A 22,994-nucleotide genomic window follows, 5' to 3' on the forward strand; every position below is an offset into this window, starting at 1 on the left:
GGCAAAATTGGCGAAAATGGATGCGGCTGTAAACGCCAGCCCGAATTTTACGTGGCCCGGCTGGGCTGAGCAGGCTGAGCAAGCCGAGTGGGCTGAGCAGGGTGTACGGGCTGTACGTGTGCGGAGGAAGGGCTGCCATGGCTTTGCGGGTGTTGCTGGTGGATGACGAAGCGCTGGCGCGGGCGCGGCTGCGGGCGCTGCTCGATGAGCTGAGCTTGGCCGAGGCGGGCGCGCCGCTGGAGGTGGGCGAGGCCGCCAACGCGGTGCAGGCCATGGAGCGCTTGCAGCACGCCGCTTGGGATGTGCTGCTGCTCGACATCCAAATGCCAGGCCTCAACGGGCTGCAACTGGCCGAGCGCTTGCGCCATTGGCCCAGCGACTGGCCGGCGCCGCCGGCGCTGGTGTTCGTGACTGCGCACACCGCGCACGCGCTGGCGGCCTTCGAGCTGCAGGCCATCGATTACCTGACGAAACCGGTGCGGCGCGAGCGCCTGCAGCAGGCGCTGGTCAAAGCGGCGCGCTGGCGGCAGGCGGCTGGGCAGGCGGCGGCTGGAGTGGCCGTGGCTGATGTGGCGGCTGCCGCAGCTGCCGTGGCGGGCGGCTCCCCGCCCCCCGCGCCGGCGCCCGCCCCGCTGCCCGAGGCGCTCACGATCCACGACCGCGGCAGCCTCGTGCGTGTGCCGCTGGCCGATATCCTGTACATCAAGGCCGAGTGCAAGTACCTGACGGTGCGCACCGCCGCCCAGAGTTACCTCTACGAGGGCGCGCTGAACGAACTGGACCAGGCTCACCCGGGGCGCTGGCTGCGCATCCACCGCAACGCGCTGGTGGCGCGGCACCGCGTGCGCGCGCTCGAAAAAGCCGGTGCGCACAGCGGCCACGACGAGCCCGAGGGCTGGTGGTTGCGCCTCGATGCGGTGCCCGAGGCGCTGGCAGTATCCAGGCGCCAGTTGCCGCTGGTGCGCGAGCTGCTCAATGGCTCGCGCCCGCAGGCTGGGGCCGACAAGCCCGCCAAGCCTGGTGCCGGCAGCGGATAATTGCAGGCGTAGGTCCCAAGTCCTACGGTCGGGCGTGGTGCCTGCGCTGCGGCCCCGACCCGTATTTGGCCCCATTTTTCGCTTGTGCCCGCCCTATGACCCTTGTCGCCTCCCGCTCACTTACCATCGCCACCCGCGAAAGCCGCCTAGCGCTGTGGCAGGCCGAACACGTGCGCGCCCTGCTGCGCCAGCGCGGGCACGTGGTCGAGCTGCTGGGCATGACGACGCTGGGCGACCAGATCTTGGACCGCTCCTTGAGCAAGGTCGGCGGCAAGGGCCTGTTCGTCAAAGAGCTGGAGCTGGCGCTGGAGCAGGGCCGTGCCGACTTGGCGGTGCATTCGCTCAAAGACGTGCCCATGGAGCTGCCACCCGGCTTCGAGCTGGCGGCGGTGCTGCCGCGCGAAGACGCGCGCGATGCCTGGGTCTCGCCGCACTGCGCCAGCTTGGCCGACTTGCCCCGCGGCGCCGTGGTGGGCACCTCGAGCCTGCGCCGGGTGGTGCTGCTGCGCGCTTTATTGCACGATCTGGGCCGCGACGACGTGCGCATCGAGCCCTTGCGCGGCAACCTCGACACGCGGCTGCGCAAGCTCGACGCCGGCCAGTACCACGCCATCGTGCTGGCGGCGGCGGGCCTCGTGCGGCTGGGGCTGGAGGCACGCATCCGGCAGCGCTTCGAGCCCGAGCAGATGCTGCCCGCCGCCGGGCAGGGCGCGCTGGGCATCGAGGTGCTGTGCAGCCGCCCCGAGCTGCTGCAGGCGCTGCAGCCGCTGGCCCACGCGCCCACTTGGGCGGTGGCGACGGCCGAGCGCGCCGTCTCGCGCACCTTGGGCGGTAGCTGCTCCATGCCGCTGGCGGCCTACGCCACTTGGGCGCAAGCGCCCGCGCAGGAGCACCTGCCAGCCGGGGGCACGCTGCATTTGCAGGCCGCCTGGGGCGAACCCGAAGGTGCTGCTGCTGGGCAGCCGCCGCTGCTGCGCGCCAGTGCCAGCGCTTGGGTCGATAGCCTGGAGGCGGCAGACGCGCTCGGGGTGCAGGTGGCGCAGCAGCTGCTGCGTGCCGGAGCGCGGGCGGTGGGGGCGTTGGGTGTGGCCGCCCAGGCCCGCGCCAGCGGCGCTTGAGCGCCCCCGAAGCCGAAATCGACACCTTCCTCGCCCCACAAACGCGGCAAACCCCCCGTCACGCCAGGCCAGACTTCTCTCATGCCTCAAGATAGCCCTGCGACCCGCCTTGCGAGTGGCCACTCCCACCGCCGCATGTTGCTCGTGACGCGGCCGGCGCCCGAGGCCACCGCCTGGGTGCAAGCCGTGCAAGCCGCCGGTTGGCCGGCTGAGGCGCTGGCGCTGATTGAAATCTCCTCCGCGCTCGACCCGCAGGCCCGCCACCAAGCGCACCTGCAGGCGGCGGGCTGCGATGCCCTGATGTTCGTCAGCACCCAAGCAGTGCGGCACTTTTGCAGCCCCGATGGGCCACCGATCACCGCGCGTTGCTGGGCGCCGGGCCCGGGCACGGCGGCCGCGTTGCAAGCGGCCGGAATCGCGCCCGAGCAGATCGACCAGCCGCCGGCGAATTCGGCGCAGTTCGACTCCGAAGCCCTGTGGGCCGTGGTGCAGCCCCAATTGCACCCTGGCCACCGCTTGTGGGTGGTGCGCGGTCAGTCGGCCGATGGCCGTTTGGGCCGCGACTGGCTGGAGCAGCAATGCCGGGCGCACGGCGGGCAGGTGCACAGCTGCGTGGCCTACAGCCGCCGCGCGCCGCAGTGGGATGCGGGTACCGCCGAACGGGTGCGCGAATGGGTGCGCAACGGGGCGGTGTGGTTGTTCAGCAGCTCCGAGGCGATACAGCATCTGCAGCAACTGCTGCCCGATGGACCGTGGGCGCAATCGGTGGCGCTGGTGTCGCATCCGCGCATCGCGGCGTCAGCCAAACGACTGGGTTTTGGCGAAATAATGGCTCACCGCCCGACAATCGACGATTTGTTGCGCGCCTTGTCCGAATTGCCTGCCCCATGACCGAACCACCCAGCCCCGATCGGCCCGCGGCCCCTCCTGCTGCTGCGGCCCCCGCGCCGTCGCCAGAGCCGGCGCGGGCGTACAGCGCGAGCAGCCTCAGCGGCCCAAGCAGCGGCGAGGGCACCAGCGCGACCCCGCTAGCCGCCGCCGCCGCTTCGCGCCCAGAGCGAGCCAGTGGGTTTTCGTCCCCGACGTGGCTGCTGGGCTTGGCTTTGGTGTTGGCGCTGGTGGCATTGGCCTGGACCTACACGCTGGTGCAACGGGTGGAGCGCAGCGAGCAGGAGATGGCGCGCCGCGCCGCCGACAGCTTGGCCGAGGCGGTGGCGGCACGCGAGCTGGCTGCTGCGGCCGAGGCACAGTCCAAAGACCTGGCAGCGCGCTTGGGCTTGGCCGAGTTGCGCTTGTCCGAAGTGGCGTTGCAGCGCAGCCAGCTCGAGGAGCTCATGCTCGCCGTGGCGCGCACGCGCGACGACTCGCTGGTGCACGATCTCGAGTCCAGCGTGCGCTTTGCCCAGCAGCAAAGCCAACTCACGGGCAGCGTGCAGCCGCTTATTTCGGCCTTGCGCGGAGCCGAGCAGCGCATCGCCCGCGCAGCGCAGCCGCGCCTCAATCCGGTGCAGCGCGCGATCGCCGCCGACATCGAGCGCCTGCAAGCCGCCCAATGGGCCGATGCCCCCGCGCTGGCGCAGCGGCTGGACGCGCTGGCGCGCCGAGTCGATCAGTGGCCGCTGCTCAATCAGCCCTTGCCGGCTGCAGCGCTTGCCCCGGGCCCTGCAACGCTGCTGCTGGCCGCTCCAGCGGCCCAGGCCCCTGCCGAGGCAGCGGTTGTGGCGGCCAACGCGGCGGCCCCAGCGGCCAATGAACCGGCCCCGGTTGCCGCCGATCCGACCCCAGCAGTTCCCGAAGAGGCCTCGATTTGGGCCCGCGCCTGGGGCTGGGTGGGGCAGACGGGCAGCGGCGTGGGCGCAGCGCTGTGGCAGCAACTGCGCCATAGCAGCGCCGACCTGATCCGCATCAGCCGCATCGACGAGCCCGAGGCGGCCCTGTTGGCGCCCGAGCAGGCCTATTTTTTGCGTGAGAACATCCGCATCAAATTGCTCAGCGCGCGCTTGGGCGTGTTGACGCGCCAGTTCGACGCCGCCCGGGCCGACGTGCAAGCGGTGCAGGCGCTGATGCAGCGCTACTTCAACCCCGACGCCCCCGAGACCCAACGCGCGCTCGAACAACTGGCGCAACTGCAAGCCGACATGCAACAGCCCGATCTGCCCCGGCCCGACGCCACGCTGGCGGCGCTGCAGATCGCCGCGGGCGGCCGCTGACCACGGGGGCCCGGTACCGACATGAAAAACGTGCTCTGGTTTTTGCTGCTGGCCGCCGTGGCGGTGGTGGCAGCCTTGCTGCTGGGTGACAACCAGGCGATCGTGAGCGTTTTCTGGCCGCCGTGGCGCGTCGATTTGTCGCTCAACCTGGTGCTGATCGGCTTGCTGCTGGGTTTCGTGCTGCTGCATCTGGCGCTGCGCGGCATTGCCCTGCTGCGCGCCTTGCCGCAGCGGGCCCAGCGCTGGCGCCAGCGCCAGCAAGAAAAGGCGGTCTATGTCGGGCTGCTCGAGGCCTTGGTCCAGCACTGGGCGGGGCGGTTTGTGCGCGCCCAAACCAGCGCCGAGCAGGCGCTGCAGGTGCTCGAGCGCTTGCCCGAAGGCACACTCGCGCACCAGGGTCGCTGGCTGCTGCTGGCCCGCCTGCTGCTGGCCGAGAGCGCCCACAGCTTGGGCAACACCGGGCGGCGCGACGCCACCATCGAAGCCGCGCTGGCCGGCGCTGGACCCGATGCGGCGGCGGCGCGCGAGGCCGCCCTGCTGCGCGCCAGCGCCTGGGCGATCGAGGCCCGCGACGCGGTGCAAGCGCGCCACTGGTGGCAGCAATTGCCCCAAGGCGCGGCGCGGCGCATCCAGGCGCTGCGGCTGCGCCTCAAGCTGGCGCAGCTCGAGCGCGACAGCGTGGGCGCGATCGAGATGGTGCGCCAGCTCAAAAAACACAAGGCTTTTTCCAGCGCCATCGCCGCGCGCTTGCTGCACACGCTGGTGAGCGAGGCCTTGCAGCAAACCCACGACGCCGAGCAGTTGCTGCGCGTCTGGAAAGGACTGGACGCCCGGGAGCGCGCCGATGCCGGGCTGGCGCTGGAGTTTTTGCAGCAGGGGTTGCGTCTGTGGCCCCAGGGGTCTGAGGGAAGCGATGGGGTTGCCGGCGTTGCTGCGGCTGTGCCCCTGCCCGAGGCCTATCGCTGGCGCGACGAGGCCCTGCAAACCCTGCTGGCGGCCTACCCGCAACTCGAGGGCTTGGCGCAGCAGCGCAGCATCCGGGTGTTGCAAGACTGGCTGCCCGCGCTCGATGCGCGCTGGTTGGCGCAGCTGGATGCGGTGCAGGCCGCCCGCCCAGCCGACGCCGGGCTGCAGTACCTCTGCGGCCTGGCCTTGCTGCAGCGCCAGCTCTGGGGCAAGGCGGGCCAGATGCTGCAACAAGCCAGCCGCAGCCTGCAAGATGCCGGATTGCGCCGCCGCGCTTGGTGTGCGCTGGCGCAACTGGCCGAGCAGCGCGGCGACGAGGCGGCGGCGCAACAGGCCTGGAAGCAAGCCGCTGCCTGCTGAAGGAGGAACCCGCCGGCGGCCGAGTCAATCGGGGTTGCGCATTTTGCGCAAGCGCTGCCGGCGCGCTAGGCGCACCCGCAGCGTCCAGATGGCGCTGACCCCAAAATACACCGCCAAGCCCAGGGTCACGGCCAAAATCGACAGCCCCAAGATCAGCGGTTTGCCTATTTCGCCCAGTCTGCGCCAGCCTTGCTGGATCTGCTGCGTCAGGGTCAGCTCGCCGGCCTGCGCATGGTCCTGGGTTTTGCGCTCGACGATGCGCGCCAGCTCGTCTTCCGTGGCAGCCTCTTCTCGCAAGATCACCCGGCCCAATTCATAGGCGGCGTAGTACACCGGGGCAAAGGTGACGGGGTTGGTCACCAGCGTGCTGGCCGCCGCCGCAGGCAGGTGCGCGCGCAGCAGCACCGAGACCACCGCCGAGGCCGGAATTTGCGCCACCGGGATCAAAAGCCCAAAAAAAACCCCGATCGCCATGCCCAGCGCCACACCCTTGCGGCTCAGGTGCCACAGCCGTGGGTGCCCCAACCAAGGCCTTAGCCAGCGCAGCCAGCGGTTTTGCTGCAGGCGTTCGCGCTCGGGCATGAGCTTTTTGAGGCGGTCGAGCATGGAGGGGGAGGGATAAGGCGCTGGCTTGCGCTCAGTCCACCTATTGTCGTCGAAGGGCTATCAGGGCAGACGGCGCGAAACGGAAGAATCGGCACCACAGAGCACGGCTCTGGCATTGGCGCCGGTCAAAGCCCGCTATGCTCGCCCCCATGCAACTGCAAGAAATTTTGTATAGCCAAGGCTTTGGCACGCGGCGCGTGTGCAGCGGACTGGTCGAGCAAGGTTGGGTGGCGCTGGGCGAGCCCGCCCAGATCTGCCGCGACCCGTGGCTGGAGTGCGAGCCCGAGGGGCTGGTGTTTTGGGTGCAAGGCCAGCGCTGGACGCACCAGCGTCTGGCGTATCTGATGTTGCACAAGCCCGCCGGCTACGAATGCTCGCAAAAACCGGGCGCGTGGCCCAGCGTTTATAGCCTGCTGCCCAGCCCCCTGCGCCAGCGCCCGGGGGGCGCGGCCAGCGGCGTGCAGGCGGTGGGCCGGCTCGATCAAGACACCACCGGCCTGCTCTTGCTCAGCGACGATGGCGCCTTCATCCACCGCATGGCCTCCCCGCGCCACCACGTGCCCAAGGTGTACGAGTTGACTTGCAAACACCCGCTGCAGGCGGACCAGATCGAGCGCCTGCTGCAAGGCGTGGTGCTCGACGACGACCCGAAGCCGGTGCGGGCCGCGGCCTGCGAGGCGGTGGACGCGCACCACCTGCGCCTGACGCTCACCGAGGGAAAGTACCACCAGGTCAAGCGCATGCTGGCGGCCGTGGGCAACCGGGTCGAGGCCCTGCACCGCAGCCGCATCGGCCCCGTGACCCTGCCCGACGACCTTAAAGCCGGCGAGTGGCGCTGGTTGACGCCGGAGCAGGTGCAGTCCTTGCAGGCCCGTCAATCCACCCCCCTTGTGGCGGCGGCGCACGTGCACCCCGACGCCATCTGATACACAATGGTTCCCTATGCGCTTGGCCCTCGACTCCTTCTGGCGCGCGCTGGCCTATAGCCTGCACCCGCGCGTCATCGCTTGGTCTCTCATCCCGCTGCTGCTGATGGTGCTGGCGGCCTTTGCGCTGGCCTATTTTTTTTGGGATGGAGCCATCGCTTCGGTGCAGCTCTGGCTCGAGCAGTGGGCGCTGGTGGTGTTTGCCCTGCAGTGGCTGGAGTCGGTCGGTCTGGGTTTTCTGCAAGCCGTGCTGGCGCCGCTGATCGTGCTGCTGCTGGCCACGCCGCTGATCGTGCTCGCCACCTTGCTGCTGGTGGCCGTGGTGCTCACGCCGGTGGCGGTCGAGCTGGTGGCGCGGCGCCGCTTTGCCACCCTAGAGCGGCACCGGGGCGGCTCGTGGCTGGGCAGTTTGGGCTGGTCGCTGGGGCACACCGTGCTGGCGCTGCTGGCGTTGCTGGTGTCGCTGCCGCTGTGGCTGGTGCCCCCGCTGGTGCTGGTGCTGCCGCCCCTGATCTTGGGCTGGCTGAGCTACCGCGTGCTGGCCTTCGACGCGCTGGCCGAGCACGCCAGCCGCGCCGAACGGCACGAGCTGCTGCGCCGCCACCGCACCGTGCTGCTGCTCATGGGCGTGTTCAGTGGCCTGCTGAGTGCGGCCCCCGGTTTGCTGTGGGCCTCGGGCGCCATGTTCATCGCCATGGCCCCGCTGCTGGTGCCGGTGGCGGTGTGGGTGTACACGTGGGTGTTTGCGCTGGCCGCGCTGTGGTTTGTGCACTACTTGCTGGCGGCGCTGCAAGCGCTGCGCGCTGAAACCATTACCAGTGCCGCCTTGCAGCCCGATCTGCAACTGGCCCACGCCGCCACGGTCGAGCCCGAGCCAGAAGCTGCCCAGCCCGCCGCCCTGCCATTCAACCCGCCCGACGCCGCGGCCCCGGGCTTGCCGCCACAGCGCCCATGAGCCCGGTTCCGCGTTTTGGTTTGCTCGTCGTCGGCGATGAGATTTTGTCGGGCAAGCGCGCCGACAAGCACATGCCGCGGGTGATCGAGCTGCTGGCCGCGTGCGGTCTGGCTTTGGCTTGGGTGCGCTTTGCACCCGACGACCGATCCGCCCTGACCCACACCTTGCGCGAGGCATTGGCGGGCCGCGACGTGGTATTTGCTTGCGGCGGCATCGGCGCCACACCCGATGACCACACCCGCCAAGCGGCGGCCAGCGCGCTCGGGGTGGGGCTGCAGTTGCACCCGCAGGCGCGCGAGCTGATCGAGGCGCGCTCGCGCCAGTTGGCGGCACTCAAGGGCCACGCCTTTGAGCCCGAGCACCCCGAGCACCTGCAGCGCCTGCAAATGGGCGAATTTCCGCAGGGCGCGCGCATCATCCCCAACCCCTACAACCAGATTCCGGGTTTCAGCTGCACCAGCCCCAGTGGTGCCACCTTGCACGCCGTACCCGGCTTTCCCGTCATGGCTTGGCCGATGATCGAGTGGCTGCTCGAGCAGCACTACGCGGCTTATTTTCAGCGCGGCGCGCAGGGCGAGCGCTCGGTGATCGTGTACCAGGGCATCGAGGCCCAGCTGACGCCGCTGATGCGGCAGATCGAGGCCACGCACCCGCAGTGCAAGGTGTTCAGTCTGCCCAGCGTGGACCATCCCGAATACGGCCGCCACCTCGAGCTCGGGGTCAAGGGGCCGTTGCAGGCCGTGCAGGCCGCTTACGCCGATTTGCTGGCCGGCTTGCGTGCCGCTGCCGCCCACCTAGGCCCCGAAGTGGTGCGCTAGGGCCGCTGGAGCGCGTGCGCCCCACGGTGGTGCGCGTGCGCACCAAAAAAGTGCGCAAGGGCGGCTTGTGCGCGCGATGGCTTGTCCGCCGCAAAGCGCCGCACCGGCCGCTGGGCAGTCACCAAGTTGGCACAGTTGCTGCTATAAACTGTGCACAGATTTCTGGCCCCCCTTTTTTCAACGCAACCGGAGTATCCCAAATGAGCAAAAGCGTCGCCGACGTGATGAGCATGGTGCAAGAAAACGAAGTCAAGTTCGTTGACTTTCGCTTCACCGACACCCGTGGCAAAGAGCAGCACGTCACCGTGCCGATTTCGCACTTCGACGAAGACAAGTTCAGCTCGGGCCACGCCTTCGACGGCTCGTCGATCGCTGGCTGGAAGGGCATCGAGGCCTCGGACATGCTGCTGATGCCGGACCCGAACACGGCCCAGATCGACCCGTTTTTTGAAGAAACCACGGTCTTCATCCAGTGCGATGTGGTCGAACCCAGCGACGGCAAAGCCTACGACCGCGACCCGCGCTCGATCGCCCGCCGCGCCGAAGCCTACCTCAAGGCCTCGGGCTTGGGCGACACCGCCTACTTCGGCCCTGAGCCCGAGTTTTTCCTGTTCGACAACGTGCGCTGGAGCACCGAGCCCGGCCGCAGCTTCTACGAAATCGAAGAATACGAAGCGCCTTGGAACACCGGCACCAAGCTCGAAGGCGGCAACCGCGGCCACCGCCCGCGCACCAAGGGCGGCTACTTTCCGGTGCCACCAGTCGATAGCACGCACGACATGCGCGCCGAGATGGTGCTGATCCTCGAGAGCCTGGGCATCCCGGTCGAGGTCTTTCACCACGAAGTGGCCGGTGCTGGCCAGTGCGAGATCGGCACCAAGTTCAGCACCTTGGTCGAGCGCGCCGACTGGACGCAAAACCTGAAATACGTGGTCTGGAACGTGGCCAACAGCTACGGCAAAACGGCGACCTTCATGCCCAAGCCCTACCACGGCGACAACGGCAGCGGCATGCACGTGCACCAGTCGGTCTGGAAAGACGGCAAAAACCTGTTTGCCGGCGACGGCTACGCTGGCCTGAGCGATTTTGCGCTCTACTACATCGGCGGCATCATCAAGCACGCGCGCGCCCTCAACGCCATCACCAACCCCGGCACCAACAGCTACAAGCGCCTGGTGCCGCACTTCGAGGCCCCGGTGAAGCTGGCGTACTCGGCCAAAAACCGCTCGGCCTCGATCCGCATCCCCTACGTGGCCAACCCCAAAGGGCGCCGTGTGGAAGCGCGCTTCCCCGATCCGCTGATGAACCCCTACCTCGGTTTTGCCGCGCTGCTGATGGCCGGGCTCGACGGCGTCGAGAACAAAATCCACCCCGGCGAAGCCGCGACCAAAGACCTCTACCACCTGCCGCCCGAAGAGGACAAGCTGGTGCCCACGGTCTGCCACAGCCTCGATCAAGCGCTGGACTACCTGGACAAAGACCGCGCCTTCCTGACCAAAGGCGGTGTGTTCAGCGACGCCATGCTCGACGCCTACATCGAGCTCAAAATGGGCGAAGTCACGCGCGCCCGGGTCGAAGTCACGCCGACCGAGTTCGATCTGTACTTCAGCAACTAAAGGCGGGGCGCGCCGCCTGCTGCTATCATGGCCGGATGATGAGCAAGGCCTTGAAAACAGTGGGTGCGCGCAGGCTGCGGCTGCTGGCTGGGGCGGCTGCTGCGGCCGCCGCTGCCATTCTGGTGGCGCCCCCGGCGCTGGCGCAGGGGCAGATCTGGCGCTGCGGCAACGAGTACACCAACCAGCCCGGCGAGCGGCCGGAAGCCCGCGGCTGCCGCTTGCTTCAAGGTGGCAACCTGAGCATCGTCGAGGGCCGCCGTCCGGCAGCGAATCAGGCGGCGGGTGCGGCTGCCAGCAGCCCCGTTGCCTCCAATTCCGCTCCGCGCGCTCCAGCCAGCACCGAGCCGCGCCCCCCGAGCCAGCGCGTGGATCGCTCCGAGCAACAAGCTCGGGACCGCGATGCGCGCCTGATCTTGGAAACCGAACTGCGCCGTGCGCAAGAGCGCGTGCGTGAACTGCAAGCCGAATTCAACCAAGGTCGACCGCAGCCGCTGCCCAGCGAGCGCGGCGACGAAGCCCGGCTGGCGCAGCGCACCGAGGAGCTGCGGCGCCGGCTCGAGCGCGCCCAAGGCGACGTGACGGCGATCGAGCGCGAAATCGGCCGCTTGCCGTCGGTGCAAACGACCGCTGCTGCTGCTCAGGGTGGCGCTGCGGCGGGCCCCTCGGCCAGCGTGGTCGGTACTGGAACTGCGGCGCGGGCGGTGGCTGGGCCAGCGGCTGGGCAGTTTATTCCTCTGCCCGCAGCGCCCTCTGCGTCTGGCCCTGCCCGATAGGCCCAACAAATGAAGGCCACACGGCCCCGTTCGGTGCCCACTGTGGCCAGCGGGCCCCAATACCAAGCCCTGGATCGGCTCGCCACCCTGGTGGCGGTGGTCGATGCCGGCGGCGCCATCTGCTGGGCCAACAATGCGCTCGAAGACGCGGTGGGTCTGTCGCGGCGCACGCTGGCAGGCTTGCCCCTGGCCGACTGGTTTACCGAGCCAAACCTGCTGCAAAATGCCGTTTCAGGCGCCAACAGCCACGAATACGCCGTCATCCGCTACGACGCGTGGCTGGTGCGGCTCAACAACGAGCCGCTGCCGGTGCATGTGGTGCTGGCCAAAACCGAGCACGGGGGCGAGTTGGTGGTGGAGCTGCTGCCGCTGGAGCAGCAAACGCGCCAAGAGCGCGAGCAGCGCCTGCTCGAGCAGGCGCACGCCAACAAAGAGCTGATTCGCAACCTCGCGCACGAGATCAAAAACCCCCTGGGGGGCATCCGCGGCGCGGCGCAGTTGCTGCAGCTCGAACCCGATGCGCGCGAATTGGCCGAATACGCCCAAGTCATCATCCACGAAGCCGACCGGCTGCAGGCCTTGGTCGATCGCTTGCTGGCGCCGCACCGGCGTGCCCGGGTGGTGGACGATGTCAACATCCACGAGGTCTGCGAACGCGTGCGCGCGCTGGTGCTGGCCGAGTTTCCGCGCGGCTTGCGCGTGCAGCGCGATTACGATCCTTCGATCCCCGAGTTTCGCGGCGACCGCGAACAGCTCATCCAGGCCGTGCTCAACCTGGCGCAAAACGCCGCCCAAGCGCTGCGCGCACGCATCGCCGCCGGCGACGCCGAGATCGTGCTGCGCAGCCGGGTGCTGCGCCAGGTCACGTTTGGGCGCCAGCGCTACCGCCTGGCATTGGAATTGCATGTGATCGACAACGGGCCCGGCGTGCCCGAAGCGATCAAAGACCGCATCTTCTACCCCCTGGTGTCGGGGCGCGAAGGCGGTTGCGGCTTGGGGCTGACGTTGGCGCAGACCATCGTGCAGCAACACCACGGTTTGATCGAGTGCGACAGCGCGCCGGGCCGGACCGATTTCAAGCTGCTCATCCCCCTGCCTTGAGCGCGTGCCGGCTGCCGGTTCAGGCCGCAACCGAGGCCGCAACCGGGCTGGCTGCAGGGGGGCACCCAAACGACGAAAGGAACGCAGGCATGAAACCCATCTGGATCGTCGATGACGACCAATCGATCCGCTTCGTGCTCGAAAAAGCGCTGCAGCGCGAGGGCCTGCCCACGCGCAGCTTCAGCCAGCCGCGCGAGGTGATGGAGGCGCTGGTGGCGGGCGACGACGCCGGCCCGCAGGTACTGGTGAGCGACATCCGCATGCCGGGCGGCTGCGGGCTGGATTTATTGCAACAGGTCAAGCAGCACCTGCCGGGTCTGCCGGTGATCATCATGACCGCCTATTCCGACCTCGACAGCGCCGTGGCCTCGTTCCAGGGCGGGGCCTTCGAGTACCTGCCCAAGCCCTTTGACCTGTCGGCGGCGGTCGAGCTGATCCGGCGCGCCATGCAAGAGAGCCAGCGCGAGCAGGTGGCCGATGAGGGCGCGGCCGGCGCGCCCGAGATGCTGGGCCAAGCCAGCGCGATGCAAGACGTGTTTCGCGCCATCGGGCGCCTGAGCCAAAGCCTGGTCACGGTGATGATCACGGGCGAATCGGGCACCGGCAAAGAGCTGGTGGCGCGGGCGCTGCACAAGCATTCGGCGCGCGCGCGCGGGCCGTTCGTGGCCATCAACACCGCCGCCATCCCCAAAGACCTGCTCGAGAGCGAGCTCTTTGGCCACGAACGCGGCGCCTTCACCGGCGCCCAGACCATGCGCCGCGGGCGCTTCGAGCAGGCCGAGGGCGGCACCTTGTTCCTCGACGAAATCGGCGACATGCCTTTTGAGCTGCAAACGCGGCTGCTGCGCGTGCTCTCCGACGGGCAGTTCTACCGCGTCGGCGGCCACAGCGCCGTCAAGTCGCAGGTGCGGGTGATCGCCGCCACGCACCAAAACCTCGAGCAGCGGGTGCGCGAAGGCGCCTTTCGCGAAGACTTGCTGCACCGCCTCAACGTCATCCGCCTGCGCCTGCCGCCGCTGCGCGAACGGCGCGAAGACGTGCCGCTGCTGACGCGTTTTTTCTTGCAGCAAAGCGCCAAGCAGCTCGGGGTCGATCCCAAGCGCATCAGCACCCCAGCGCTGAACGCCTTGGCCGCCTTTGATTTTCCGGGCAATGTGCGCCAGTTGGAGAACATCTGCCATTGGCTCACCGTCATGGCGCCGGCCCAAGTGGTGGAGCGCAAAGACTTGCCGCCCGAGGTGCTGCAGGCCTTGGCGGCTTCTGGAGCGGGTGCTTCGGCTGCGGCTTCGGCTGCAGTGGGAGCGGGGGCTGGCGCGGCTGGGGTAGGGGATGGGGTTGGTGCGGCCGGTGCGGCGGATGGGGCGGGCTCAGCAGGTGGGGTGGGTGCAGCGCTCGCCGCCAGCGGCACGGGCTGGGTCGGCGCGCCACAGGACAGCGCATCGCCGGGAAGTGCGCCGCCGGGAAGTGCATCCCAGAGCAGCGCACCACCGGCCAGCGCCGACGGCGCGGCGTGGGAATCGGGCCTCTATGTCCGGGCGCAAGCCCTGCTGGCGGCCGGCCACGACGGGGTGTGGGACGAGCTGCTGCACCGTTTCGAGGCGCGTTTGCTCGAGGCCGCGCTGGCGCACACCCAAGGCCGGCGCATCGAAGCGGCGCAGCAGCTGGGCATCGGGCGCAACACCCTGACGCGCAAGCTGCACGAGCTCGGTCTGGGCTAGCAGGGAGCCAGCCCCCCGGATCAAAGCCCTTGCAACTGCACCCACAGCGGCGCGTGGTCGCTGGGTTGTGGGTTTTTGCGCGGGCTGCGGTCGATCTGGCAGGCCGTGGCCAGCGGGCGCAGCGCATCGCTGAGCAAAATGTGGTCGATGCGCAGGCCGCGGTTTTTTTGAAAGCCGAGCTGGCGGTAGTCCCACCACGTATAGCTCTTGGGCGGCTGCGCAAACAGGCGGTGCGCGTCGTGCAAGCCCAGCGCCAGCAAGGCCTGCAACTGCGCGCGCTCCACGCTGCTGCAGTGGATGCTTTCGCGCAGGCCCTCCGGGTCCCAGACGTCGGCGTCGTCAAAGGTGATGTTGAAGTCGCCCAGCAGCAGCAGCCGTGGGTGGCGCCGCATTTCGTCGGCCAGCCAAGCGCGCAGCGCCTCGAGCCAGCGCAGCTTGTAGGCAAACTTGTCGCTGCCCAGCGCCTGCCCGTTGGGAAAATAGGCGCCGACCACGCGCAGCGCGGGCGCGCTGGCGCCCCCTTCGCTGCCTTGCGTGTCATCGGCGCCAAGGGTGGCGGCGATCAGCCGCGCTTGCTCATCCTCAAAGCCGGGGAGGTTGCGCTGCACCGCGTTGAAAGGCGAGCGCGCCAGCAAGGCCACGCCGTTGTAGGTTTTTTGGCCGTGCCAGACGGCGTGGTAGCCGGCCTGCTCGAAAGCGGCGGCGGGAAACTTGTCGTCGCTGAGCTTGAGCTCTTGCAGCGCCAGCACCTCCACCGGCGCACCGGCGCTGGCCTGCGCCGCCAGCCAGTCCAGCACCTGCGGCAAGCGCACGGTGAGCGAGTTCACGTTCCAGGTGGCGATTTTCATGGTCGAGGCAAGTATAGAGCCCCTGCAGAGAGCGCTGCGTGCGGCCCCAGAACGCGTATCCAGTCGGGGTGTGCTCTTGGCCACAGCGCGCGCCCCAAACGCCTGCAGCCAAGCCGCGATCGGCCACAATGGAGCGTGTCCCTGCACCAGACGCCCATGAAACCCCCCGCCACCCTGCCCGATTTTCGCAACCTTGGGGTGTGGCTGCGCATCTTGCTGCTGGCGCAGGCGCTGCGGTTGGCTTTTGTGGTGCTGGGTGGGCCCGGCGGCCAGCCGTGGTTGGAGCAGCTGCTGCAGCAGTCGGTGCGTTTTGATCCGCCCTTGTTGGCGACTGTGTTGCTGCTCTATCTGCTGCAGCCGCTGCTGGCGCGCACCCGCTACCGGCGCGGGCTGGTGCTGGTGCTGTTGCTGGCGGCGAGCGTGGCGGCGCTGTGGCACGTGGCGGTGGAGCAGGGGCTGGGGCTGGCGCTGGCCGGGTCGGCGGCGCACAGCGCCAGCGTGGCCGCGCTGCTGACCGGGGCGCTGTTGTTTTATTTCGATTGGCGCCAGCAGCGCCTGTCGCCGGCGCTGGCCGAGGCGCGGCTGGCGGCGTTGCAGGCGCGCATTCGGCCGCATTTTTTGTTCAACAGCCTCAACAGCGTGCTGGCGCTGCTGCGCCGCCAGCCGCAGCAGGCCGAGGCGGTGCTGCACGATCTGGCCGATTTGTACCGCGCGCTGCTGTCGGATGCGCGCACCCTGGTGCCGCTGGGGCAGGAGCTGGCGCTGGCGCGCGCCTACATCGAGATCGAAACCCTGCGCTTGGGCGCGCAGCGTTTGCGCATGCAGTGGCGCACCGAGCACGCGCCGCTGCAGGCGCTGGTGCCGCCGCTGCTGCTGCAGCCCTTGCTCGAAAACGCGGTGCGCTACGGCGTCGAGCCCGCGCCCGAGGGCGCCGAGGTGTCGTTGGAGGTGTACCTAGACGGCAGCGAGCTGCGCCTGTTCGTGCGCAACACGCTGGCGCCGGGGCCGTTGGCGGCAGCAGCGGCTGTCGCCGGGGGCAACCACATGGCGTTGGGCAACATCCGCGAACGGCTGCAGCTGCATTTCGATGCCGAGGCGCAGATCAGGCGCTACCACACCGACCGCGAGCACGTGGTGCTGGTGCGGTTGCCGCTGCGCAAGGGCGCGGCTGAATCAGCGGCTGAATGAGTTGCTGCAAGGGCGTAAAACCGACGGCAGGCGGGTTCAGTGCGCCAGCACAGCCTCGGTCAAACACACCTCACCGCGCAGCGAATGCGCCCGTGCTTCGGTGATGCGCACGTCCAGCAGCTGCCCGATCAGGCGCGTGCCTTGGGTGCCGGCGTCGAAGTTGACGCTGCGGTTGCAATCGGTGCGGCCGGTGAGCTCGTGCGCGTGTTTGCGCGACGGGCCTTCGACCAAAATGCGCTGCACGCTGCCCACTAGGCGCTCGGCGATGGCTTGCGCCTGCTGCTCGAGCAAGGCTTGCAGCGCGTGCAGGCGCTGCAGCTTGAGCGCTGGCGCCGTGTCGTCGGGCAGATTGGCTGCCGGGGTGCCGGGGCGCGGGCTGAAGACGAAGCTGAAGCTGGAATCGAAGCCCACGTCGCGCACCAGCTTGAGCAGCTGCTCGAAATCGGCCTCGGTCTCGCCGGGGAAGCCGACGATGAAGTCGCTCGACAGCGACAAGTCGGGGCGCACGGCGCGCAGCTTGCGTACCGTGCTTTTGTACTCGAGCGCGCTGTAGCCGCGCTTCATGGCGGCCAGCATGCGGTCGCTGCCGTGCTGCACCGGCAGGTGCAGGTGGCTCACCAGCTTGGGCAGGCGCGCGTAGGCTTCGATCAGGCGCGGCGTGAACTCTTTGGGGTGGCTGGTGGTGTAGCGGATGCGCTCGATGCCGGGGATTTCGTGCACGCATTCCAGCAGCAGCGCAAAATCGGCAAAGTCGGTCACATCGGCGCTGGGTGCCATGGCGCCTTGGTAGGCGTTGACGTTTTGCCCCAGCAGCGTGACTTCTTTCACGCCCTGCTCGGCCAGGGTGGCGACTTCGAGCAGCACCTCGTCGAGCGGGCGGCTGAACTCCTCGCCGCGGGTGTAGGGCACCACGCAGTAGCTGCAGTACTTGCTGCAGCCCTCCATGACGCTGACAAAGGCGCTGACGCCTTCGACCCGCGCCGGCGGCAGGTGGTCGAATTTTTCGATCTCGGGAAAGCTGATGTCCACTTGCGGCCGCTGCTGCGCCGCCCGCGCCTGCAGCAGCTCGGGCAGGCGGTGCAGGGTCTGCGGGCCAAACACCACATCCACATAGGGCGCGCGGCGGATGATTTCCTCGCCTTCTTGGCTGGCGACGCAGCCGCCGACGCCGATGAGCACGCCCTTTTGCTTCAGGTGGCGCACCCGGCCTAGGTCGGAAAACACCTTTTCTTGCGCCTTTTCGCGCACCGAGCAGGTGTTGAATAGGATTAGGTCGGCCTGTTCCACGTCGCTGGTGGGCTCGTAGCCTTCGGCGGCGGCGAGCACGGCGCCCATTTTGTCCGAGTCGTACTCGTTCATCTGGCAGCCGAAGGTTTTGATATAGACTTTTTTGCTCATGGCGGGCAGCGGTTCGTGGTGTAGATCCAGAGGCTGTCGGGGGGCAGCAGGGCCGCGGATTTTAGCCCGGGCTGGCGGCTTCTTGTGCGGCGCGCTCCATGGCTGCGGCCACGCCTTGCATGAAGCCCAGCAAGGCGGGCGGAGCGTGGGTGTGTTGCTGCAGCAGCAGGGCCAGTTGCCAGGCGTCGCGCGCCTGCCCGATGCGGGTTTGCCACAGGGTGGCATCCTTGACCCATTGCTGGCTCTGGCGCAGTCGCTTGGCCGGCAGGGTGCTGGCCATGGCTTCGCTGCCGTAGCGCAACCGTTTGGCCAGCAGGCGCGCTTCGTGCAGGGTGGCCACGTCGAGCAACTGGGCCTTTTCGCCTTGCAGCAGGCGGTGCAGGCGTTGGTGCCAGCGCGCCAAGCGTGCGCCGATTGCGCGTTTTTCGATCGCCATGGGTTGCTGCCCCGCTTGCCACAAATAGCGCGTCAGCGCCAGCAGCGCTTGGCCGGTGGCAGGCTCGAGCAGGGTCTGGCGCAAGCGCGTGCGCTGGGCGCTGCGCGCCGCTTGCAGCTCGGCCAAGGCTTGCGCGCAGGCGTTGGTGGAAGCGTCGGGCGGGGGCGGCAAGGCTGCGGTGCCGTCGGCTGCGCCGGCCTGCGCACAGGCCCAAGCGCCGCTCCAAGCGGGCAGGGTTTCGCTGCAGCCCACGTCGAGGTTGCGCTGTGCGCCCAAGGCATCGAGCAAAGGGCGCAGCTCGGTGAAATCGGGGCCGGGCCCCACCCACGGGCGCAGCAGGCGCAGCAGGCTGCGCCAGCGCCGCCAGCCCACCCGCGCCTGGTGCACCCATTCGGGCGCATCGCTGTGCAGCAGGCCCTCGAGGTTGCGCAGAAATTGATCCTGCGCCTCGCCCAGCACGCGCAAGGCCAGCGCCGGCAGGGCCTCGCCGCGCTGGCGCTCTAGGCGGCGCGCGCGCACCGGCTGCAGCAGTTGCCCGTTGGCCAGCAGACCGGCGCGCTCGGCCTTGCTCAGGTTGCAAGGCAGGCAGGGCAGGCGCCGGGCCAGTTCGTCGGCCAGCTCGAACAAGGCCGTGGGCGCGCCGGCCAAGAGTTCGAGCTCGACTTCCAGCAGCGGCTGCGTCTGCCCGTCGGCGAGCACTTCGCCGGCGTCGAGCGAGACCTCGAGCAGCGTGCCGTCGCGGCGCGCCACCAGCCAAGTGGTGCGCAGGCAGCGGGTTTCGAAGCAGGGTTGCAGGCGCTCGAACAGCGCGCCATCGGGGTCGAGCGCGTCCCAAGCGGTGCCGCGCAGCCCGGCGCGCTCGGGCTGGTCGGCGGCCACCAGGCACTCCCACTCGCCGCGCTGGCTTAAACCCGCGCTGGATGAGCCCGCCGTCTTGAGGGTTTGCACCCACACCGAAGCGCCCGTGATGGTGTCGCCCTCGGAGCCCGTGCCGGCGTGCACATCGCGGCGCTGGCGCACGCGCAAGGCGCAGCGCTGCTGCTGCAGCAAGCGCTCGGGGGTGTCGAAGTAGCGGTTCACCAGCTGCTGCTGACGCAGCTTGCGCCGCGCCAAGCTGGGTGCGCGGCGCAGCAACTGCAGGGCCGCCGCGGCCGTCAGGCCCGGCACCAGCAGCTTGAGTTCGATTTCTTGCGGATTGCTCATGTCGGGTCTGTGGTGCTTGGGGGCCGAAGGTTCCTCTGCCTGTTCATTATGGGCCGGCGGGTGGTCTTTTGGCAAGCTCAAAGCAGCGGCCAAGCACGGGCTAGGCAACGGCCAAAGGGATGCGCTTGCGGCACAATGCGCAGCATGGATGCGACCCCACCACCCCAACCGACCCCAACTCAGCCCACCCTAACCCCAGCCGAGCGCGCCGCCGTGCTGGCCGAGCTGTTGCCCAGTTTGCGCGCGCAGCAGGGCCAGACGCTGGTCATCAAGTACGGCGGCAACGCCATGACCGAGCCCGCGCTGCAGCTCGCTTTTGCCCAAGACGTGGTGCTGCTGCAGCTGCTGGGCATGCGCCCGGTGGTGGTGCACGGGGGCGGCCCCCAAATTGAAAACCTGCTGCAGCGCTTGGGCAAGCAGGGCCGTTTCGTGCAGGGCATGCGCGTGACCGACGCCGAAACCATGCAGGTGGTCGAGTGGGTGCTGGCCGGCCAAGTGCAGCAAGAAATCGTCGGCCTGATCAACCAAGCCGGGGGCCGGGCGCTGGGGCTGACCGGGCGCGACGGCGGCCTGATCCGCGCCCAGGCGCTGCGCCTGCCCGACGCCACCGACCCCAGCCGCTGGCACGACATCGGGCAGGTGGGCGATATCGTGGCCGTCGATCCGGCCTTGTTGCACACCGTGCAGGCGCAGGGCTACATCCCGGTGGTGAGCCCGATCGGCTATGGCGCCGGCAACGAGCGCTTCAACATCAACGCCGACGTGGTGGCGGCGCGGCTGGCCACCAGCTTGCAGGCCGACAAGCTGCTCATGCTCACCAACATCCCCGGCGTGCTCGACCGCCAGGGCCAGCTGTTGGCGCGCCTGAGCATGGCGCAGATCGAGGCCCTCATGGCCGACGGCACCATCAGCGGCGGCATGATCCCCAAGATCGCTGGCGCGCTCGAGGCCGCCCAAAGCGGCGTCAAGGCGGTGCACATCATCGACGGCCGGGTGCCGCACGCCATGCTGCTCGAGGCGCTGGGCCAGCACGCCTGCGGCACCACGATCTGCGTGGCTTGAGCATGGGCCCCGTCAGGGGCCGATAGGACTGAAAAATTTAGGGTAAACCCTGATCACCAAAGGTGCGTTGCACGCCTTGACAGGTTGCGGCTTGGGCATAAAATAGCACGATCGTTCGTATTTTTTGCCATGACCCTTGCCCCTCTCTCTCCCCATGCCAAGCCTACGGCGGCCCTGCGCCCGCGCCGGGCGCCCGCTGTGGGCACGCGCGCCGGGCGGGCGTTGCAAAAGGGCCAGCAGACGCGCGCCGCCATTTTGGATGCGGCGCTGGCGCTGGCGGCTCCGGTCGGGCTCGAGGGCCTGAGCATCGGGGCCATCGCCGAGGTCATGGGCATGAGCAAGTCGGGCGTGTTTGCCCATTTTGGCTCGCGCGAAGAATTGCAGATTGCGGTGGTGCGCGAATACCACCGGCGCTTTGAGCGCGACGTGTTCTACCCGGCGCTGCAGCAGCCGCGCGGGCTGCCGCGGCTGCGCGCCCTGTTCGATTTGTGGATGCACCAAACGGCGATCGAGATCGATGCGGGTTGCGTCTACATCAGCGGCGCGGTCGAGTTCGACGATCGCCCTGGCCCGGTGCGCGACGAGCTGGTGCAGACCGTCAAAACCTGGCAGGATGCCATCCGGCGGGCGGTCGAGCTGGCCATCGCCGAAGGACATCTGAAACCCAGCGCGCAGCCGCAGCAGATCGCTTTCGAGATCCATGGCCTGATCCTGGCGCTGCACTACGACGCCCGTTTTCTGCGCAACCCGCAAGGGTTGAGCTTGGCTCGGCAAGGCTTTGAGCACTTGCTGGAGCGCCACATTTCTTGACCCCCCTTTCCCTCGTCCTTTTCCATCAGGAGACCTGTTTCATGCCCGCTTACACCCCGCCGCTGCGCGACATGCAGTTCATTTTGCACGAAGTGTTGCACGCCGTTGATGCGCTCAAGGCTTGCCCGGCGCACGCCGACGCCGATGTCGATACCCTCAATGCGGTGCTCGAAGAGGGCGGAAAATTTGCCGCCGAGGTGGCGTTTCCGCTCAACCTCAGCGGCGACCAAGAGGGTTGCACGCTGGACAAAACCACGCACGAGGTGCGCGCGCCCAGCGGTTTCAAGGCCGCCTACGAGCAGTACGTGGCCGGCGGTTGGCCAGCCCTGAGCTGCGACCCCGAATACGGTGGCCAAGGGCTGCCGTTCGTGGTCAACCAGTGCTTTTACGAAATGCTCAACAGCGCCAACCAGGCTTGGACCATGTACCCGGGCCTGAGCCACGGCGCCTACGAGTGCCTGCACGCCCACGGCACCCCCGAGCAGAAAAAAACCTACTTGGCCAAGCTCGTGAGCGGCGAGTGGACCGGCACCATGTGCCTGACCGAACCGCATTGCGGCACCGACCTCGGGATGCTGCGCACCAAAGCCGAGCCGCTGCCCGATGGCACCTACCAGATCAGCGGGCAAAAGATATTCATCAGCGCCGGTGAGCACGACCTCACCGCCAACATCCTGCACTTGGTGCTGGCGCGCTTGCCCGGCGCTCCGGCGGGCAGCAAGGGCATCAGCCTGTTTCTGGTGCCCAAATACCACGTGCAGCCCGACGGCTCGCTGGGCGCGCGCAACCCGATCTACTGCGCCGGTCTGGAGCACAAAATGGGCATCCACGGCAACTCCACGGCGCAGCTGGTGCTCGACGGCGCCATCGGCACGCTGGTCGGGCAGCCCAACAAGGGTCTGCAAGCCATGTTCGTGATGATGAACGCCGCCCGCTTGGGCGTGGGCAACCAGTCGCTGGGCCTGACCGAGGTCGCGTACCAAAATGCGCTCGCCTACGCCAAAGACCGCATCCAGATGCGCTCGCTCTCGGGCGTCAAGGCCAAGGACAAACCGGCCGACCCGATCATCGTGCACCCAGACGTGCGCAAAATGCTGCTCACCGCCAAGGCCTACGCCGAAGGCGGGCGCGCGCTCATGAGCTACTGCGCGCTGTTGCTCGACCAAGAAATCAACCACCCCGACGAGAAAGTGCGCAAAGACAGCGCCGAGCTGCTGGCGCTGCTCACGCCGATCGCCAAAGCCTTCGTGTCCGACAACGGCTGGCAAGCCACGGTCATGTGCCAGCAGGTGTACGGTGGCCACGGCTACATCAAAGAGTGGGGCATGGAGCAATACGTGCGCGATGCCCGCATCAACATGATCTACGAAGGCACCAACACGGTGCAAAGCCTGGATCTGCTTGGGCGCAAAGTGCTGGGCAACAACGGCGCCTCGCTGAAAAAATTCGGCAAGCTGGTGGCGGCGCTGGTGGAGCAAGAAGGCACCAACGAGAAGATGGCCGAATTCATCAACCCGCTGGCCTACCTGGGCGAGCAGATGACCAAGTTCACGACCGAAATCGGCTTCAAGGGCATGCAAAACCCCGACGAAGTGGGCGCGGCGGCGGTGGACTACCTGCGCGTGGCCGGGCACTTGGTGTTTGCCTACTTCTTTGCCCGCATGGCCTCGGTGGCGCTGCGCCAGATCGCCACCGGCAGCACTGATCCGTTTTACACCGCCAAGCTGCAAACGGCGCGCTTCTACTTTGCCAAGCTGCTGCCCGAAACCGCTATGCTGATGCGCACCGCGCGCGCCGGCAGCGCCGCGTTGATGGACACCGAGGCCGCCTTGGCCTGATGACCTG

General features: G+C 68.3%; 20 protein-coding genes. 16 read left to right on the forward strand and 4 right to left on the reverse strand.

Translation table 11 applies throughout. The features are described from left to right. The first annotated feature begins 137 nt into the window (after nt 1–137). The 5 genes from ACVMK0_RS00865 (at nt 138) to ACVMK0_RS00885 (ending at nt 5,691) form a co-directional block, all read left to right on the forward strand. A complete protein-coding gene (locus ACVMK0_RS00865; RefSeq protein WP_476463981.1) occupies nt 138–1,037 on the forward strand; it encodes a LytR/AlgR family response regulator transcription factor in 900 nt (299 codons plus the stop codon). Between the two features lie 95 nt (nt 1,038–1,132). Further along, nucleotides 1,133–2,155, forward strand: a complete 1,023-nt coding sequence (gene hemC, locus ACVMK0_RS00870) for a hydroxymethylbilane synthase (protein WP_476463982.1) — start codon at nt 1,133–1,135, stop codon at nt 2,153–2,155. A 135-nt stretch (nt 2,156–2,290) separates the two neighbouring features. After that, complete coding sequence (locus tag ACVMK0_RS00875; protein WP_250960730.1) at nt 2,291–3,046, forward strand: uroporphyrinogen-III synthase; 756 nt, start codon at nt 2,291–2,293, stop codon at nt 3,044–3,046. Further along, nucleotides 3,043–4,365 carry a uroporphyrinogen-III C-methyltransferase gene (locus ACVMK0_RS00880; RefSeq protein ID WP_045534383.1) on the forward strand — a complete coding sequence of 441 codons (1,323 nt, stop codon included), beginning with the start codon at nt 3,043–3,045 and terminating at the stop codon, nt 4,363–4,365. Before ACVMK0_RS00875 ends, ACVMK0_RS00880 begins: the two co-directional genes overlap by 4 nt. 21 nt (nt 4,366–4,386) lie before the next feature. Beyond that, on the forward strand, nt 4,387–5,691 hold the full coding sequence (locus tag ACVMK0_RS00885) for a heme biosynthesis protein HemY (RefSeq protein ID WP_045534385.1): 1,305 nt from the start codon (nt 4,387–4,389) through the stop codon (nt 5,689–5,691). A gap of 24 nt (nt 5,692–5,715) precedes the next feature. Here the strand turns inward: ACVMK0_RS00885 and ACVMK0_RS00890 are convergent, their stop codons facing one another. Then, complete coding sequence (locus ACVMK0_RS00890) at nt 5,716–6,297, reverse strand: DUF2062 domain-containing protein (protein WP_250960731.1); 582 nt, start codon at nt 6,295–6,297, stop codon at nt 5,716–5,718. A gap of 149 nt (nt 6,298–6,446) precedes the next feature. On the opposite strand from ACVMK0_RS00890, the gene ACVMK0_RS00895 reads away from it, so the two are divergent. The 7 genes from ACVMK0_RS00895 (at nt 6,447) to ntrC (ending at nt 14,204) form a co-directional block, all read left to right on the forward strand. Next, nucleotides 6,447–7,223: a 16S rRNA pseudouridine(516) synthase gene (locus ACVMK0_RS00895; RefSeq protein ID WP_045537314.1), complete on the forward strand. Its 777-nt coding sequence runs from the start codon at nt 6,447–6,449 to the stop codon at nt 7,221–7,223. 16 nt (nt 7,224–7,239) lie between these two features. Continuing rightward, nucleotides 7,240–8,178, forward strand: a complete 939-nt coding sequence (locus tag ACVMK0_RS00900) for an EI24 domain-containing protein (protein WP_045534389.1) — start codon at nt 7,240–7,242, stop codon at nt 8,176–8,178. Beyond that, a complete protein-coding gene (locus ACVMK0_RS00905) occupies nt 8,175–8,996 on the forward strand; it encodes a competence/damage-inducible protein A (RefSeq protein WP_250960732.1) in 822 nt (273 codons plus the stop codon). Before ACVMK0_RS00900 ends, ACVMK0_RS00905 begins: the two co-directional genes overlap by 4 nt. A gap of 200 nt (nt 8,997–9,196) precedes the next feature. Beyond that, nucleotides 9,197–10,612 (forward strand): type I glutamate--ammonia ligase, encoded by a 1,416-nt coding sequence (gene glnA / locus ACVMK0_RS00910; protein WP_476463983.1) that lies wholly within the window; start codon nt 9,197–9,199, stop codon nt 10,610–10,612. A gap of 50 nt (nt 10,613–10,662) precedes the next feature. Next, a complete protein-coding gene (locus ACVMK0_RS00915) occupies nt 10,663–11,385 on the forward strand; it encodes a hypothetical protein (RefSeq protein WP_171820267.1) in 723 nt (240 codons plus the stop codon). Nucleotides 11,386–11,394: 9 nt separating this feature from the next. Beyond that, nucleotides 11,395–12,486, forward strand: a complete 1,092-nt coding sequence (glnL, locus tag ACVMK0_RS00920; protein ID WP_476463984.1) for a nitrogen regulation protein NR(II) — start codon at nt 11,395–11,397, stop codon at nt 12,484–12,486. An 89-nt stretch (nt 12,487–12,575) separates the two neighbouring features. Further along, nucleotides 12,576–14,204, forward strand: a complete 1,629-nt coding sequence (ntrC, locus tag ACVMK0_RS00925) for a nitrogen regulation protein NR(I) (protein WP_476463985.1) — start codon at nt 12,576–12,578, stop codon at nt 14,202–14,204. Nucleotides 14,205–14,224: 20 nt separating this feature from the next. On the opposite strand, the gene xth is transcribed toward ntrC, so the two are convergent. After that, complete coding sequence (gene xth, locus ACVMK0_RS00930) at nt 14,225–15,052, reverse strand: exodeoxyribonuclease III (protein ID WP_045534398.1); 828 nt, start codon at nt 15,050–15,052, stop codon at nt 14,225–14,227. A 156-nt stretch (nt 15,053–15,208) separates the two neighbouring features. Between xth and ACVMK0_RS00935 the strand changes: the two genes are divergently transcribed. Beyond that, on the forward strand, nt 15,209–16,240 hold the full coding sequence (locus ACVMK0_RS00935) for a sensor histidine kinase (protein WP_476463986.1): 1,032 nt from the start codon (nt 15,209–15,211) through the stop codon (nt 16,238–16,240). Between the two features lie 36 nt (nt 16,241–16,276). Here the strand turns inward: ACVMK0_RS00935 and miaB are convergent, their stop codons facing one another. Together miaB and ACVMK0_RS00945 are read right to left on the reverse strand one after the other, a co-directional pair. Continuing rightward, nucleotides 16,277–17,638: a tRNA (N6-isopentenyl adenosine(37)-C2)-methylthiotransferase MiaB gene (gene miaB, locus ACVMK0_RS00940; RefSeq protein ID WP_250960736.1), complete on the reverse strand. Its 1,362-nt coding sequence runs from the start codon at nt 17,636–17,638 to the stop codon at nt 16,277–16,279. Nucleotides 17,639–17,699: 61 nt separating this feature from the next. Further along, the gene (locus ACVMK0_RS00945; RefSeq protein WP_476463987.1) at nt 17,700–19,277 is read right to left on the reverse strand and encodes a CYTH and CHAD domain-containing protein; all 1,578 of its coding nucleotides are present in this window, start codon (nt 19,275–19,277) and stop codon (nt 17,700–17,702) included. Between the two features lie 144 nt (nt 19,278–19,421). Between ACVMK0_RS00945 and argB the strand changes: the two genes are divergently transcribed. The 3 genes from argB to ACVMK0_RS00960 all read left to right on the forward strand — a co-directional run bounded on the left by argB (nt 19,422) and on the right by ACVMK0_RS00960 (nt 22,987). Further along, entirely contained in the window at nt 19,422–20,339 is a 918-nt protein-coding gene (gene argB / locus ACVMK0_RS00950; protein ID WP_250960738.1) for an acetylglutamate kinase, read from the forward strand. A gap of 129 nt (nt 20,340–20,468) precedes the next feature. Beyond that, nucleotides 20,469–21,149, forward strand: a complete 681-nt coding sequence (locus ACVMK0_RS00955) for a TetR/AcrR family transcriptional regulator (RefSeq protein WP_250960739.1) — start codon at nt 20,469–20,471, stop codon at nt 21,147–21,149. Nucleotides 21,150–21,190: 41 nt separating this feature from the next. After that, nucleotides 21,191–22,987, forward strand: coding sequence for an acyl-CoA dehydrogenase C-terminal domain-containing protein (locus tag ACVMK0_RS00960; protein WP_476463988.1), 1,797 nt, complete (start codon nt 21,191–21,193; stop codon nt 22,985–22,987). Nucleotides 22,988–22,994 lie beyond the last annotated feature (7 nt).

It is taken from the genome of Serpentinimonas sp. SSL01 (genome assembly GCF_056323735.1).